The following is a 16,588-nucleotide window of genomic DNA, read 5'->3' as shown; positions in this document are numbered from 1 at the left end:
ACAAAATGAAAAGTTTATTAAAAATTTTATTAATTTTAGCTTTCGCAAGCCCAGTATTTGCTTCATCAACGCAAAGACCTGACCCAGCTTCAGTTACAACAGCCCAAATACAAGCTATGAGTACTGACGATCAACAAGCTTGGGTTGCTAGCTTAACAGCAGATCAGTATAATACGTTAAGTCCTGATGTCCAAAAGTGGGTAATGGAGCATGCTACCGATGCTCAAAAACAAGCTTTAGGAATTAATCAGTAATATTTTAATTGATTTTTAAAATTGATAGGGAACTGTTAACAAAATAATTCTAATTGATAATTAAAAAGAATTTTTAGCGAAAATTAATAAGATTTTTAAAAGAATAGTTAATCCTATTTCAAAAAAGTTTTATAATTTACAGTAAAAGTAAATTTAATTAGCTTTAAAATTTATTTTGTTAATAATCCCATATGTTAGGAATAATTATTCTTAACATATATCACTAGAAGTTTCTGCTTTCACTTCCTGTTATCGTGTCATGTATATACTCTTGATACATAAAAATTGCTAGACGAGTATAAATATTCGTTTATTCTTTCTTTAGTAAAACAATACATTGTCATTCCTGTGGAAGCAGTAATCCAGTAAGAAATGAATTATTGTCATGCCGTGGTTTGACCACGCCATCCAGAAAAAGTTACATAAAGACTGGATCACGCGATCAAATCGTAGGATGACAGGGATGGAATCGATCCACGCAGCAACGCCTCGCTGGAATGATATCGTTAATGCAATCTAAAACTAACAATTACTTATGAAATTACTTATTACCATAATCATCATGGAAATACTCGCCGGAGCAGAAGTAGATTTATTCGTTCCAAGCTTCCCTGAAATACAAGATACATTCAACCTTTCAACTTTTATGACGGAACTACTACTCGGTGTAAATCTAACCGCTTATTGTATTACTTCGCTTATAGTCGGTAATTTAGGAGATAGGTACGGACGCAAACCGATTATTATACTCGGTTTACTGATTTTTAATCTTGGTAGTTTATTTTGTGTATTTGCAAATAATTATGAAGCCATATTATTTGGCAGATTTTTGCAAGGATGTGGGATATCATCGGTTGCAGTGCTAGTATATGTTGTTCTTGCCGATATTTATTCGGTACAAGAGCAGCAAAAATTAATGGGGGTTTTAAACGGCACTATTACACTTTCTATGGCAATAGCACCGGTTATAGGTAGCTACATCAATTTATTTTGGGGCTGGCGTGGTAATTTTGTTTTATTGCTTATAGTAGGTTTGATTAGTCTCATTCTTGGTATATTATTTATTCCGAAAAGAAAAGTTAATAAAAAAATACGTATTTCCTTAAAAGAATATATACCTATCTTCAAATCGCCAAAAGCTATATATTATATACTTACAATGATATTTCTTGCACAAGGATATTGGATATTTATTGGGATTGCTCCTATTTTATATATGAAAGATTTAGGTGTAACTTTAGAATATTTCGGACTTTATCAAGGAGCAATAGCGGCTATATTCTCAATTATGAGCTTTTCAAGTGGTTATTGTTTTAAAAAATTTGGCATTAGAAATTGCTTCTATTTTGGAGTTATATTTATAATACTATTCCTACTAGGAAATAGTATATTAGTTATCTATAATATTAATAATCCTTTAACTATAACAATAGTGACTTTATTATTATCTCTTGGCGCGACATATCCGCTTAACATATTATGGCCACTGCTTTTAGAAGCTATTCCAGACGGCAAAGCTCGAATGACGGCTATATTTACTGCGGCTAGATTGATTTTAACGGCATTTGGGTTGCAATTAGTAGGATTTTTATATAACGGTACTTTTACCCCTCTTGGCATTACTATATCCATTGTTACGCTATTTGGGTTAGTAACATTACCTAAATTATTTAAGTACGATAAAGTCTTTGAGATTTCTGATAGGGTGTAGAGGTCTTTGTTTCGTCATTGTGAGCGACCACAAGGAGCGTGGCAATCTCTCAGGAAATAAAAACTAGATTGCCGCGTCGCTTCGCTCCTCGCAATGACAGTTTGGATGTAAAATAATGATCAATAACAATTTTATTTTCAAGATAGCTTTCAGATATTTTAGAGCTAAGAAAAACGAAAAATTTGTTTCTATTATTTCTGCCTTTTCTTTAGTAGGTGTAATGATTGGCGTTGCAGCATTGATAGTAGTCATGTCCGTTATGAACGGTTTTCATATAGAGCTTACTAAAAATATTATTGGGTTAAATGGGGATATAGTAATAAATCGGCAAGGCGGTAGTATTGATAACTATGAAAAAATTAACACTAAACTCCTAAAACAAGATTACGTAAAACATGTAACATTCATTGCTCACGGTCAAGCTCTAGCTCTTGGTAAAAGTAATAATAGCGGTGTGCTTATTAAAGGTATGAAATTAAAGGATTTAAGTTTAAGAAATGAAATTTTTAAAAATGTAAATTTTGGTAGTTTTGATAATTTTCACGGCAAAAACGTAATAGCACTCGGAGAACAATTAGCAAGCAATTTAGGAGTAACTGTTGGGGATAAGATTAGATTAATTTCACCGAATTCAGTTTCTACCGCCTTTGGCAGTATGCCAAGATCAAAAGAATTTAAAGTTATCGCAATTTTCAATAGCGGTATGTATGATTATGATTTGACAACGATATTAATGCCGCTTACCGCAGCACAAAATTTCTTATCTCTCGGTGACGATATTAATTTAATCGAAATTAATAGTCTAGACCCCGATAAAGCTCTCGCATATTCATATAAAATACAATCATTATTAGGTCCAAACCTATACGTATTTAATTGGCAAACCTTAAATTCACAATTTTTAAGTGCCCTTGCTGTTGAGCGTACGGCTATGTTTACTATTCTATCTTTAATTATTACGGTTGCTGCATTTAATATTATTTCAAGCTTATTTATGCTTGTTAAAGATAAAACTTCAGATATTGCAATTCTTAGAACTATGGGAGCAAGCACTAAGCAAATAATGCTTATTTTTATCTATAACGGAATGTTTATAGGATTACTTGGCACGACACTAGGTGTAATCCTTGGTGTTACTTTCTCTTATAATATTCAAACTATCAAAAATTATTTGGAGCGTATAACAGGTACTAAAATTTTTGAAGCAGCTATTTATTTTCTTTATAGTTTACCTTCAAAAGTAAGAGCTGAGGATATTATGTTAATTACCTCTTTATCTATAATATTGTGTTTTCTTGCGACAATTTATCCTTCTTATAGAGCCTCAAAATTAAATCCCGTGGATGCCCTAAGATATGAATAATACAGTCCTTATTTTAAAAAATATCTCAAAACATTACAGCCAAGGCAAAACTATTGTGAGAGTACTAGATGATCTTAATCTAATGGTTAATGAAGGTGAATTAATCGCTATAATAGGTTCTTCAGGTAGCGGCAAATCGACTTTACTACATATTGCTGGCTTGCTTGATAAACCTACAAACGGTCAAGTCATCATACCAAATAGCAAGTATCAAAAATATCATCTCATTCGTCTTCATTATTTAGGTTTTATCTATCAACAACATCACCTACTTAAAGATTTTACCGCTCTTGACAATGTTATTATGCCAAGACTTATTAGCGGTCTTGATCAAAAAGAAGCAATAGAAGATGCGACAAAGATATTAGATGATTTAGGACTTGGGCAAAAACTCTATAATATGCCCGGAGAATTATCGGGAGGAGAACAACAACGGATCGCTATAGCTCGGAGCTTAATTAATAAGCCGAAAATTATTTTGGCGGATGAACCAACAGGTAATTTAGACCCCAAAACCACAAATGAAGTATTTAATTTATTTTTAAAAGTAGCAAGAGAACAAAATACCGCCGTCATTATGGTAACACATAACCATGAGTTAGCACATAAAATGGATAAATTATATAAGCTAAATCACGGATTATTAAATATAACTTGATAAAGCTCAAAAATTTTAATAATTATATATAGATTCTTTGAATAAAGGTTAGTAATGGCTGAGCCTATTATATTTACTCTTTATACTTGGCAATAAAGATCAGATATTAGAAAGAATAAACAATCAGGAAGCTCAAAATAAACTACCTATTATCCCACTTCAAGTTAATAAAGAATCACATATATCTGATAAAGAACGTATTTTTTCAGAAATCTTAGAAAAATCCCGCAAAGAGGGTAAAACATCGATTTTTAACATTCAACTTAACAATAATAATGTAAAACTAATTTGTCGGGTACAAGATTTAATTAATTCACAAAATTTAAATATAAAAACTACTATTACTTTTGATCAATATAATTCATTAAACCAAAATCCTGAGCTGGAAGCTTATTGGAAGCAAGTTATGGAAAAAGTTGATCATGTTTTTTTCACAAATGAAACAGATCAAAATTTAGCTATAGCCGATGGTATAGTACCAAAAGACAAAGCCACTACAATTACGGATATAAGTTTAGTAACATCTGTTTTTAACAATCTTGTATATGATCGTGAAATTGACCAGTTGCTCTCCGGTACGATACCTGACAAAGCAAAATTAGACAAACTCATAAAAACAGCTAAAAATCAAGGTGGTAGAGTAATTATAGAAACTTGGCCTATCTCTACGGATGAAGCAACAAATCTTATAACTGCTACATTAGGTATTACCTATGAAGATCAAATTTACGGATTGAAACTTGAAATTAATGAAATCTTAAAAGATCCAAATAATGCTGTTGAAAACTTTTAAAAATATTTATCACAAATATCTAACCAATGTCAAAAAGATTTAGGTAAAACTGAGGTAAATCCTATTGACTTTAATTTTAATACAAAGAAGGTTATAAATGATAGAGCTGAGGATATACAAAAAGAACAAACAACACCATATGAACCTCTACAAGAAAACCAACCACAACAGCAAGTTTTTTTAGAAGAGTTTTTAACTATTTTAAAGATATAGTAACTAGTTTTAAAGAAACAATATTCGGCAAAAAAGAAGAGCCTAAAACTCAAGAATCCACAACTCCAACTACGGAAGCAATGACGCAAGAACAGCAAGTGGTTGCTGTCCCTTCTATAACTCAACCGAAGCAACAAGCTTCTGTGAGTAATACAAAACCCTGGGAAGAACCAGGAATTACACAAAAAATGTATGAAGAATCTCTGCAAGCAGAAAAACAATTAATTAAATCGCTAATAAAGTCAAAAATACCTAAAAAATCATCACCGGTTATAAATACTGAAGATACTGAAGCTCAAGCAGGGATTTATAATATAGAAAATATAAAACAACCTGAGTATTTATACACTGAAGATGATATAAAAAATATACTGGAAGCAAATATTAGATAAGAATAAATTCTCTATATTTCATCACGCCTCTTTTTAGAAGAATCAAAAAACAAATGATCACTCTAGACGACTCTAATATACTCTTATAAGAATAAGTAGTATCTTGATCCAACTTTAAAAAGAGCAAGAAATCCACAAGGCGAGGATCGTAGACTTATTACGTGAGTACCGCAGCTCTACGACATAGCCAATTTTTGAAGTTCTATCGTAGTATAATAAAAAAACATTAGGCAAAATTTCTAATTCCTAATATAATCATTTATAGTTAATTTATATTTAACAAGAATGACTACCATACTTGTGATCGTTATTATAATAATGATCGCCTTATCTGCTTTATTTGCTGCTACCGAAACTGCTATTACCGCTTCTTCCCCAGGGAAGATTCATAAGCTTAAAATCACCGGTAATAAGCGTGCTAAAACAGTTTTAGAGGTTCTTAAGAAAAAAGAAAAAGTCATAGGAACCCTACTAATCGGTAATAGCCTAATCAATACTGTTTGTACTACTATTGCTACTACTCTCTTTATTAGCTTTCTTGGAGATAATGGACCTATTGTTGCTTCCGGCGTTATGGCTTTTATAATTATTGTTTTTGCCGAAGTAGTACCGAAAGCAATAGCCGTTGCTAAACCTGAACAATTAGCATTAAAAATGGCTTCAACTATCGTAATATTTTTAAAGCTTTTTAAACCTATTAATATTGCTCTTGATTACATTACAAAAATATTTTGCTTCATATTTCGTATTAATTTAAGTCCTCAAATATCAGGAACGGAAGAAGTAAGAGGCGTGATTGAGCATTACCACCAAGAAGGCGGAGTGTATAAATCCGATCGTAATATGCTCGGCGGGATATTAGATATACGTAATATGACGGTATCGGAAATTATGACTCACAGAAGTAGTATTATAGCACTTAATATCGACCTACCTCATGAAGTGATAATTAAAACTTTATTATCTGGCACTCATACACGTATACCTTTATGGCAAGATAATAGAGATAATATAATAGGGATTCTCAATCTAAAAGATTTGCTTAAGACATTATACGAAAATAATAATGATGCAAAAAAAGTTGATATTAATACACTTCTAACTCCACCTTGGTTTATCCCTGAGAACGCACTTGTAGTAGACCAGCTACATGCATTTAGAGAACGTAATAATCATTTTGCTTGTGTTGTAGATGAATATGGCGATTTACAGGGAATTATTACTCTTGAAGATGTTATAGAAGAAATCGTAGGACCTATTACCGATGAACATGATAGGCTTAATAATGAAATTATCAAGAAGTCTGATACCGAGTTCATTATAAAAGGAACTACGACTATTAGAGATATTAACCGAGAACTTGATTGGAATTTATCGGATGAGGATGCAAACACTATAGCAGGATTAATAATCCATAAAATTGCTAGAATTCCAAATCAAGGAGAAGTAATTGAAATATTTAACTTTAAAATAATAATTTTAAAGAAAATTGCCAATAAGATTGATAGTGTAAAAATTACCGTATTACCTACTACCGAGGAAACAATAAGCAGTGAGTGACATCGGTAATTTTTTACTGCTAACAACTATGTGCTTAAGCGGGATATCGATTATTTATGTACCTTTGTCATCCCGTGGCTTGACCACAGGATCCAACAAAATAATTAATAAATGGATTCCGCGGTCAAGCCACGGGATAACAACCATACTCCCCTTCTACATAGCAGCCTCATGTGCTATACTTGCCTTTTTTACCCTAATCTATGCCTTTATCACTTCTGACTTTTCACTACAAAACGTTTTCTTAAATTCCAGTACTTTAAAACCTTTAATATATCAAATAGCCGGCAGTTGGTCGAGCCATGAAGGCTCAATGTTATTATGGTTTTGTTTATTACAAATCGTTAGTTGCTGTTATATATTTTTAGTTAAAGATAAACAGCTTCAACTTTTATCTATCATCATATTATCAGCTATACAATTACTTTTTAGCAGTTTTATTTATTTTACTTCCAATCCTTTTAACGTATTTTCTTTTGCTCCTAAAGAAGGATTAGGCTTAAACCCGATGCTACAAGATATTGCTTTGAGCATCCATCCTCCTCTGCTTTATTTAGGCTATGTCAGCTATTTAGTGCCTTTTACTATTGTTTGTGCCGCTATGTCATTCCCGCATAGGCAGGAATCCATTGCTTCTTTTATAAAATTTTTACTGGATTCCCGCCTACGCGGGAATGACATAAAACTTCTCAAAACATTTTCCAATATCGGTATCTTATTTACTACCATAGGAATTAGCCTTGGTTCTTGGTGGGCATATAGAGAACTCGGCTGGGGTGGATTTTGGTTTTTTGATCCGGTAGAAAATATTTCGCTATTCCCTTGGTTATCCGGAATTATGCTACATCATTCTATAATTGTAACAACAAAAACTGGACGTATGCAAAGCTGGACTATGCTTTTATCACTTACTACTTTTCTGTTAGTTGTATTTAGTACTTTTTTAGTACGTTCCGGTTTTATTACTTCAATTCACTCTTTTGTATTCTCACCTGAGAGGGGAATATACTTGCTTGGGATATTTTTGATTATGGGGATTGGTGGACTCTGTGTCATCCCACGGCTTGACCGCGGGATCCCAAAAACAATTGATCATACTTTTAACTGGATCCCGCGGTCAAGCCGTGGGATGACAAGAATAGAAAAATGCATACTCCTTGGCAATACATTCTTCTTACTTAGCCTCATTGTGCTAATAGCTGCCACACTTTATCCACCAATTTACTCTTTATTTGACGATAAACCAATCATTATTAGTGAAACATTTTTTGTTAATAATTTTATTATATTCGTTATCCCTATTCTTTGTACTCTAGGATTATTTACTACCAGCAGCTCTATTAAAAAACATATTATAATTCTAATATTATCTCTAATAATTACTTATTTAATATCATTAAAAGTAACATTTAGTGTTATATCGATTTTAACTATAATCACATCGATATTTTTGATGCTTCATAATATGCATTATCTTTTGGTTAAAACTAATTATTTTAAAAATAGACTTAAAGCAAGTGCTGCTAGTATGATCCTTGGGCATTTTGGTTTTGCACTAGTTACTTTCAGTATTACCATGAATTCATTATTACAAGGTGAAATGGATTTTACCGGAGAAGTAGGCACAAGTAAAACATTTAACAAATTTAAAGTAACATTGCAAAATATTAAGTTCGCTCAAGGTAAAAATTATTATAGACAAATCGCTGAATTTTGGCTTGAGGATAATAGCCGTAATATAACTATATTAAAACCGGAAAATAGGCTTTATATAGTTGAAAAGAGTTTATCGCAAGAAAGCGATATATATTCTTACTTATCATATGATCTTTACGCAGTTTTAAGTAATATAGACGGCGATATAATTCATGCTAAAATATATTACAAGCCAATGATGAGTTTTATTTGGCTTGGAATTATTCTTACCGCTTCCGGTTTTTTTATTGCACTAATCAGAAACAATTCTAGCTAATTCGAGTCATCACATTTAAGGTTTATTATACTATTCGGATGCTCAGCTCCGAATTTTTCTATCTGATTATTACAGAATCTTTCATACCAACATTTCTTAGGTAAAGTACAACTAGCTTTAGCGGCTTGCAAGATACATATTACTTATTTCATACACATTTTTCATATTTTCTTTATAGTTTCCAATATATATTCTCAGCAGTAACCTAAGCATCTACCGCCTTCTCATTTTGATTAAGTAACACTAGTGCGTCCCCTTCAGCAACAAACGTTTTTGCCAAATCTATATCCGGTGATATAATACCTCTTTATTAGGTCTAGTTGGATCATTAAAGAAAATTGCTTTAGCTTTTTTGGCGTATTCTAGAGCTTCAGTAACATCACCGAGTCCTAGCTTTGCTCTTGATTTGTGAGTAAAAATTCGTCCAAATACTTGATTTTCCTCTTTTTTACTCGATTTATTCATATCATATACTTGTGCTAATAAAGAAAGAGCTTCCTGATGTTTCTTAAGATTATTTCATACATCTACTTTAATGAGATATGAACCGATAAGAAATAAATCTTGAGGTTTCATGCCGTTTTCGATACATGCATTTATAGTATCATTAATTCTTCTCAAGGTCTCATAATTTTTACCTTGAATATTAAACAATTTAGATTTTTCATAATATATAGTTGCCGTATCAGTTATATCTACTAGATTTTGATTAAACATATCTTCTATCATTTGGATATTTTTTGCTGCCTCCTCTAGGTTTCCCAGCTGAATATTGTATATAGCCGAACCGAAAACTACATTACATTTTATAGAATCATATCCTTTCACTTCATCAAATACCTGCTTAGCTTTCGCATCATATTCAATTGCTTTTTTAGGATCCGACTAAGTTCTATAATACCACCCTATGCGTCCTAAATATGCAGCATAAGCAAATTTTTCTTCATTATTCATTGTCCATAATTTAAATTTACCTTTTTAATCGTTTTGATCAAACCAATTTACTAATTTTTTTGAGTTATATAAATCGGAAGAATTAGCATATTGTATTAATAAATTTAATTTTAACTCTAAAATTTTATATATCGTATTTTTCTGCATTTTTTGTAATTATCTCAATATTATCCGGTATAGTTTTAGCATTTCTAAAAATACGTCCCTTTACTAAACTTTGAGGGATAGAATTTAAAAGATTAGTAGCATTATGTTCAAGATATTCTTTATTTCCTTTATCTCCATTTATTTGTAATATTTTTTCAGCTATAACATCATGCATTTCAAATATCGGATTAACTTCATTAGGTTCAATATTAGAGATCAAAGCAAATTGAGAAAGCTGATAAATATCATTGTCTAGACTATGCTTATCTTCAGTAATAGAATTTAATAATTCTTTTGAAAAACTTTGATTATTAAGCAGTGCTATCCCATCTAGTAATCTTTTGGCGCTAGGGTTTAATTCATTGCTAACAAGTTTTATATTTAGCTCAATTTTATCCTTAGCGGCTTTTATCTTTTTCTTATATTCCTCTAAGTTCAAACCTTGTACTTGATTTAATATTTGTGTTCCTTGAACTACAAGAATCGGATAGCCTCCAAATTCTTGGGTCAAAAAATTTATTAATTCCGGATTTTTATTTTCCAATATATTTTTTGCAAGTAATGCAGTTTCCAACTTAGTGAAAGCATTTGCTTTGATTATATTAGATAATAATTCATCATCTTGAGAACAAACTATAATATTACTGTTATATTCCCAAAATAAAATCCTCTATTTTCTTATTCTCGCCTATTTTTAAATTATCAAACACCAACAACCATTTATCTTGACTTGCTAGATAAGCTATTAAATCTTTCCTCATCACTACCATATCTTCTGAAATCACCGGTGATTTTACCTCGATATTAATAGCTTTAGATAATTTGAGTAATTGCTGCTCTATATTTAGATTACAATCAATAAACCAAATTATGTTATAGTTATCTTTATTTTCATAAGCGTACATCCTAGCAAGCTGCGTTTTACCAATACCGCTTCCCCCTACTACACTAGACTGCTTGTATTTATTAAGATTTTCTTTTAGTTTTTCCAATTGCAATACATGATTTATAAAATAGCTAACCGGTACGACTAAATTAGATATATTTTTTCATAATATTTATTAATTTAAATTTTTAGCTGTAAAGTAAAATATTTTTTCGACTAAAAGTTAATGAAGATATTGCACTGGGTAGAAAAGTAGATGATGTCATTCCCGCGTGGCATTTTGCGTGGACCTGCTTTTCCGTCATTGCGAGAAGAATTACACAGTAATTCGACGAAGCAATCCAGTAAAAAATTCTGATTTACAGAAGCTTTTTATTATTTTTTCTGGATTGCCGCGTCGGCTTCGCTCCTCGCAATGACGATTAGATATCCACACAACAAGATCTATAAACGGGCAGAAAAAATAAAAAAACCCCTTTTTTCAAAGAGGGCTTTTTCTTGCAGAACTTATAAACTTGCTAATCTGGAGCGCTTAGAAGTTTACACGGACTTTTAAAGTACCTTGATGTGCAACATATTTACTTGCAATCTGAGCATCGTAACCGACTCCGTATTCCATCTTAGCATCAGGTCTTATACTTGCACTGAAACCTAAATTATAAGATGTTTTAGCAGTGCTGTCAGGCTGGCTGATGAACGGAGTAACTTGTCCATCTAACTGAGACTGAGTTTGAGATAATCTACCATTTACTTTGTGAACTACAAAAGCGTGAGCTTCCGGATATACCGCAAGATCAGTTATATTCATAGTACCACCGGCTACTTTAGTACCTACTATTAAATCGGTTCTATCGCTAAACTTGCTGTTAACCTGCTTGTTTGCAACTGTTGTACCGGTTTCTTTGTAGTTTTCGTCAGAAGACTTTAAGTATCTAAGCCCTACCATTGGAGTTACTAATACACCTTGCACTGCGTTGTAATCATAACCGACCATTAAGTTACCACCGAATGTCATGTTATCGTAATTACTGGCAGCAATTTGTTTATTCATCTTACCGTTAGCATCGAAGAAGTAACGCTGACTTTTGTTCTTCACTTGGTTTAAGCTAAATATTGCACTACCTTGAGCAAAGAAGTTATTAACAAGCTGCTGGGCACCATATAGAGAGAATGAGAAACCGTCAATGTCGGTTTTATCACCTTTCTTATAATCTTGGTGTTTTATATCGGTTTTAGTGATACCGATAGCAGCACCGATCATTAAGTTATCCTTAGCTAGCGTATCTAAACCGACTACGACACCGGTGGTTTTAGCTTTATAACCAGCTAAACCGCCTTTCTTACTTTGATGTGTATCAGTATAGAAAGGTTTTGCCCATATACCGTAAGCTACATTGTCAACAGCTTCGTCACCTGCAGCAACCGCAGCCGGTATTGCTCTAACTTCAGGTCCAGCCATTTCAGCAGTACCTAAATATCTAAGAGCACCTAATCTGTTACCAAGTTGAGCTTGGATATCTTTAGCTACATCTAATTGTGCATTAGTTACAGCTGCACTTGTATCGGTAGTAATAGCTCCAACAAAGTTAGCAGAATCAGCATTATTTTTAGCTAAAAGAAGATTATTATACGCCGCGGTATTAGTTGCATTTACAAATGTTGTAATGTTCTGACCTACACCCGGTGCACCTGCAAATGGGCTATTTGCGATATCATTAGTAACTACGTTTGCTGTATTGTTAGTACGTATTATTACATAATCTTGGTTAACATCACGTATTAAACCGTAATTTACGAAACGATTACTTCCTGTTACAGCAAAGTTAGGACCTCCTAAAGTACCGTTAAATCTAGCACCACCTTGGATTAAAATATAAGTTTTTGTACCGCTGAAATTTGCATTGGCATTATCTTGTACGTTAATGGTTGTAGTCCCTGTAGTTGTTGCATTAACCTGAGCATTTTCCGCAATAACGATTTGACCTATATTACCGTTTGCTACTGTTAAGGTAGTGTCAATAGAAGTATCGCTTCCCCATGTTGAAGTACCGCTTGCAAATGTTAAGGTATTTGTCAGAAGACTGATTCCACCGTTAATAGCAGTAGTACCGCCGCCTAAAATTACGTTAGAACTTAAAACAGTTAAGTTATAAGTACCAAAATCTATGACTTCTGAATAAATATTTCCTTGTAATACTGCACCATTACCATTACCTGTAAACTTAACAGAAGCTACATTAGTATCAGAAGCACCGATATTGCCAACACGCGCACCACCTAAATAAGTTACAGTACCGTTATTAGCTTTAGTGGTAACAATCATACTGTTAGGATCAGAAAATGTACGGTCAACAAATCTTATATTAGCGTTACCGTTAACACTTCCAAGGGTAATTGTACCGTTGAAATATGTCCCGGCTACACCACCTGTAGTAACAGTTACATCGTCATTAATTGTTGCGTTAGTTGCGACAATACTACCTAAGTTGTTATAGTCTGTAGTAAACGTTACTTGCTTTAACTTTGGATCATCATGCCCTACACCTAAACCGTAAATTGTACCAGGGGTATTAGGGATACCGCCGCTAAGTGTGACAGTACCTTGATTATTTTTTGTAGTACTGATACCTGCATATAATGTAGTAGAATTAACGATTATGCCATTATCGCTTCCAAGACCTAGACCTACGATATTTTGTTGATCACCGATTGCTTGACCATCAGCGATTACACTATCAATACCTGATACGACTACAGCAGGAACATTCAAGTTACCTGGTGTACCATTACCTACTTTACTTTTAATTGTTAAACCATCTAATGAGGTATCGCTAGCTAAGAATAAAACTGTACCTAAACTTGCATTTTCAAAAGAAATTGTATCAGTCTCTATAGCATGGTTATTACCTGCATTACCTATTTCATTAATCACTACGTTACCGCGACCGGAAACTGTTATTTGTTTTAAATCATTAACAGGTCCAGCTTGTTTGTTTAATGTTACGGTAATAAGATCGGTGTTCACAAATTCTACTATACCGGTATTATCATCCGATGCGATAAAGTCTGCAGCATAGTCACCACCGATTTGTAAGGTAGAATTACCGGAAATGGAAGTATGGTCATTAAAAATGGCATTACCTGCAAACTGAACCGTACTATTGCCGTCTAAACGTACGCTGCTGATTTTATTAGCAGGCGTACCAACTATACCGCTTATTATACTTGTTCCACCAACAAAGCTAAAGCCACCGGTATTAGGAGTATTAGTAGTAATATTATTGGCGTATATATTAGCTCCGCCAATCACATCTAATATAGTACTTCTGGCCAAAGCAGTTGGTGCAGCAAAATTTAATTCTGAAAGTGGAGCTTCCGCACTACCTAAATTTGTTCCTGCTATAAGCTTTGTTATATTAAAATTATTCCCACCAACATTAGTAATTACAGTAGAGTTAGCTATTATTTTACCTTGACCTGAAGCATTAGTAGTTTTAGCTATTAAATATTGCCCATTATCAAGCTTTACTGAACCGTTATTTCCAATAACTAACTCATTAATAGCAACATCACCGATATTTAAAGTTGTTGTACTTGAACCTATCTTTAATTGACCAAGAGTTTTATTATTAGCTGCAATAGTACCGATACTACCTGCAATAGTTAAATTTTGAGTATTTGTTAAGCTACTTGCATCAACAACACCTGTTTTATCAGTAGTAATAGCTAAATCAAAATGAACTAAAATATCATTTTGAGTACTTGTTAATTTAATAGTACCACCGTTAGCTTGGAAATCAATCGTTCCACCGGCATTAGCACCGATAATATTTGCTCCACCGAGAGTTAATGTTTTTGAAGCATCGTTAGCTAAAGTAATACCTTGTAACGCAGCATTACCACCACCGTTACCTATATCACCGGTAATTGTAGCACTTCCATCTAACTGAATAGCACCACTTGCAAGAGCACCGCCAATAAGAGCAGTTCGGTTAACTTGACCGTTTATAACTGTACCGTCAGCAAGTTTAAAGACAGAATGGGCATTTCCTAAACGTAACTCGGCAGTATGTATTCCTGATAATTGCACAACTCCGACACCTGCTGCTTCGATTGCTTCAATATTATTTGTCACCGCAACATTTGCATCAGCATTACCGCTCGTTAAAGTACCGTGAGCAGCAAAAGTTACCACACCTGCAGTATTACCTTTATTGCTAGCATCACCTGTGAAATTACCTATAAGGGTCTTATTATCAGGAACTGTAATCTGTACTGCAAGATTACAGAAATCAGTAGCACCAAAGTTTGAGTTTTGAGTTATTGCAACTTGAGAAGCTGCTGTTTTAAAGGCAGTAGTACCGTCTATACCAACATCAACTATGTGGTTAAAGTTTACTTGTCCGCCTGCATTCGCACTTTTTATAACCATGTCTTTAGCATAAACTTGTCCAGCGATTGTTGCTGCATTACCATTATCTACGCTAACAACAAATCCTGCAGCTCTACCTGCTCTATTATCAGTACCTATTACTGCATTAGCAAGACCTGCATTAGCCACAAGTTGACCGGCTACTACTGTAGTAGTGTCAAATTCGATAATACCTTTTAGATTACCGCCTAAACTTCCTGTCATAACGTTAAAGTCGGTAGCACCACCATTCTTACTTAATAATACTAATCTACCGGTACCGTCCATTCCGTTAAAATTAATAGTAGAACCAGCTACTTGTTGTAAATGTAAAGCATTACCGTTAGTAGGATCAGTATTAAAAATGAAACCTTGACCGTCACCGATATTAATTGTCTTAACAGTAGCAAAATCGTTCTTTGAAACTTGAATAAATCCACTAGTAACATCTAATGTGCCGTTAGCACCATTATGAGCTAGAGCATTATCAAGTATAAGAGGAACGTTTTGAGTTGTAGGATTTGCTAAATTAAATACTAATGTAGAAGGTGCACCACCAAAGTCTATTGTTCTTAAACCGTTAAGATCATTATTGGCAACAGCATTACCACCATTAGCTTGCACAACAACATTTTGAGCATTTTTTGTAGCACGTGCTTGTGCAGTAGTAAGACCTTGTCCTGTTATGGTAAGAGTTTTACCGGCAGCAAGAGTAGGGTCAAAGAAGTTAACGTTATGAACATTATTAGTGATAAATCCTAAAGTAGTATTCTCACTAACTGTCACTGCTAAATTGTTTGCAGTATCTAAACACAAACCGTTAAAACTACCTGCTGGAGTATTAAACTCAATACCATGATTAACACTAGCCGTAATAACTGCATTTGGAGCAACTGCAAGATTTGCTGCAGGAGCGGCAGTTTGGTCAAATCCTGCACCATCAACAGTTGTAGCAACTCCACCAACAACTGTCATTCTATGCTGCTGTGCAGCAGCACCCATAGCTGAGCCTGCGAAGCTGGCTACTATGGTAGCTGTAGAAGCAGTGACCAATCCTGCGGAAATTAATTTTTTTAGAAAATTTGGTTTTTGAGCCATAATTATTTTTTCCTATATTTAAGTTAAAATTTAGTACCTAGTATTAAAACAAACTTATAAAACGTGAGCCAATATATCTCGCGTTTGATCAGGAAATAACCTAATATTTTGTTTCAATAGTTTCTAAACTACGGGCTGAGTATACCATATGTTGTATATAATTACAAGCATCACTG

General features: G+C 33.5%; 11 protein-coding genes and 1 pseudogene. 7 read left to right on the top strand and 5 right to left on the bottom strand.

The window, feature by feature from the left end; all coding sequences use genetic code 11:
- Positions 1-5: 5 nt before the first annotated feature.
- From ACKTSD_RS02605 to ACKTSD_RS02570, 7 genes and pseudogenes are all read left to right on the top strand, one after another.
- Positions 6-254 carry a DUF2673 domain-containing protein gene (locus ACKTSD_RS02605; protein WP_412707872.1) on the top strand — a complete coding sequence of 83 codons (249 nt, stop codon included), beginning with the start codon at positions 6-8 and terminating at the stop codon, positions 252-254.
- Between the two features lie 535 nt (positions 255-789).
- Complete coding sequence (locus ACKTSD_RS02600) at positions 790-1,965, top strand: multidrug effflux MFS transporter (RefSeq protein WP_412707871.1); 1,176 nt, start codon at positions 790-792, stop codon at positions 1,963-1,965.
- 115 nt (positions 1,966-2,080) lie between these two features.
- Complete coding sequence (locus ACKTSD_RS02595; RefSeq protein ID WP_412707870.1) at positions 2,081-3,328, top strand: lipoprotein-releasing ABC transporter permease subunit; 1,248 nt, start codon at positions 2,081-2,083, stop codon at positions 3,326-3,328.
- The gene (locus tag ACKTSD_RS02590) at positions 3,321-3,986 is read left to right on the top strand and encodes an ABC transporter ATP-binding protein (RefSeq protein WP_412707869.1); all 666 of its coding nucleotides are present in this window, start codon (positions 3,321-3,323) and stop codon (positions 3,984-3,986) included. The genes ACKTSD_RS02595 and ACKTSD_RS02590 overlap by 8 nt, the downstream gene beginning before the upstream one ends.
- Before the next feature lie 54 nt (positions 3,987-4,040).
- A pseudogene (locus ACKTSD_RS02585) lies at positions 4,041-5,415 on the top strand (Ulp1 family isopeptidase); the annotation flags it as partial.
- Positions 5,416-5,669: 254 nt separating this feature from the next.
- Positions 5,670-6,944 carry an HlyC/CorC family transporter gene (locus ACKTSD_RS02580; protein ID WP_412707868.1) on the top strand — a complete coding sequence of 425 codons (1,275 nt, stop codon included), beginning with the start codon at positions 5,670-5,672 and terminating at the stop codon, positions 6,942-6,944.
- 100 nt (positions 6,945-7,044) lie between these two features.
- Positions 7,045-8,916 carry a heme lyase CcmF/NrfE family subunit gene (locus tag ACKTSD_RS02570; protein WP_456237191.1) on the top strand — a complete coding sequence of 624 codons (1,872 nt, stop codon included), beginning with the start codon at positions 7,045-7,047 and terminating at the stop codon, positions 8,914-8,916.
- A 282-nt stretch (positions 8,917-9,198) separates the two neighbouring features.
- Here the strand turns inward: ACKTSD_RS02570 and ACKTSD_RS02565 are convergent, their stop codons facing one another.
- The 5 genes from ACKTSD_RS02565 to ompB all read right to left on the bottom strand — a co-directional run bounded on the left by ACKTSD_RS02565 (position 9,199) and on the right by ompB (position 16,412).
- A complete protein-coding gene (locus tag ACKTSD_RS02565; RefSeq protein ID WP_412707866.1) occupies positions 9,199-9,381 on the bottom strand; it encodes a CD225/dispanin family protein in 183 nt (60 codons plus the stop codon).
- Positions 9,382-9,435: 54 nt separating this feature from the next.
- Positions 9,436-9,744, bottom strand: a complete 309-nt coding sequence (locus ACKTSD_RS02560; RefSeq protein WP_412707865.1) for a hypothetical protein — start codon at positions 9,742-9,744, stop codon at positions 9,436-9,438.
- 250 nt (positions 9,745-9,994) lie between these two features.
- Entirely contained in the window at positions 9,995-10,591 is a 597-nt protein-coding gene (locus ACKTSD_RS02555) for a hypothetical protein (RefSeq protein ID WP_412707864.1), read from the bottom strand.
- 73 nt (positions 10,592-10,664) lie between these two features.
- Positions 10,665-11,009 carry a hypothetical protein gene (locus ACKTSD_RS02550; protein ID WP_412707863.1) on the bottom strand — a complete coding sequence of 115 codons (345 nt, stop codon included), beginning with the start codon at positions 11,007-11,009 and terminating at the stop codon, positions 10,665-10,667.
- A gap of 426 nt (positions 11,010-11,435) precedes the next feature.
- The gene (gene ompB / locus ACKTSD_RS02545; protein WP_412707862.1) at positions 11,436-16,412 is read right to left on the bottom strand and encodes an outer membrane protein OmpB; all 4,977 of its coding nucleotides are present in this window, start codon (positions 16,410-16,412) and stop codon (positions 11,436-11,438) included.
- Positions 16,413-16,588: the final 176 nt, after the last annotated feature.

The sequence above is a fragment of the Candidatus Rickettsia kedanie genome, from assembly GCF_045865205.1.
In the GTDB taxonomy this organism is placed as follows: Bacteria; Pseudomonadota; Alphaproteobacteria; order Rickettsiales; family Rickettsiaceae; genus Rickettsia; species Rickettsia australis.
This window is presented reverse-complemented; position numbering and strand designations above follow the sequence as displayed.

Coding starts and splice junctions, on each gene's coding strand:
- ACKTSD_RS02580 (WP_412707868.1), top strand. CDS start 5,670: ATGACTACCATACTTGTGATCGTTATTATAATAATGATCGCCTTATCT.
- ACKTSD_RS02565 (WP_412707866.1), bottom strand. CDS start 9,381: ATGAATAAATCGAGTAAAAAAGAGGAAAATCAAGTATTTGGACGAATT.
- ACKTSD_RS02600 (WP_412707871.1), top strand. CDS start 790: ATGAAATTACTTATTACCATAATCATCATGGAAATACTCGCCGGAGCA.
- ompB (WP_412707862.1), bottom strand. CDS start 16,412: ATGGCTCAAAAACCAAATTTTCTAAAAAAATTAATTTCCGCAGGATTG.
- ACKTSD_RS02605 (WP_412707872.1), top strand. CDS start 6: ATGAAAAGTTTATTAAAAATTTTATTAATTTTAGCTTTCGCAAGCCCA.
- ACKTSD_RS02590 (WP_412707869.1), top strand. CDS start 3,321: ATGAATAATACAGTCCTTATTTTAAAAAATATCTCAAAACATTACAGC.
- ACKTSD_RS02595 (WP_412707870.1), top strand. CDS start 2,081: ATGATCAATAACAATTTTATTTTCAAGATAGCTTTCAGATATTTTAGA.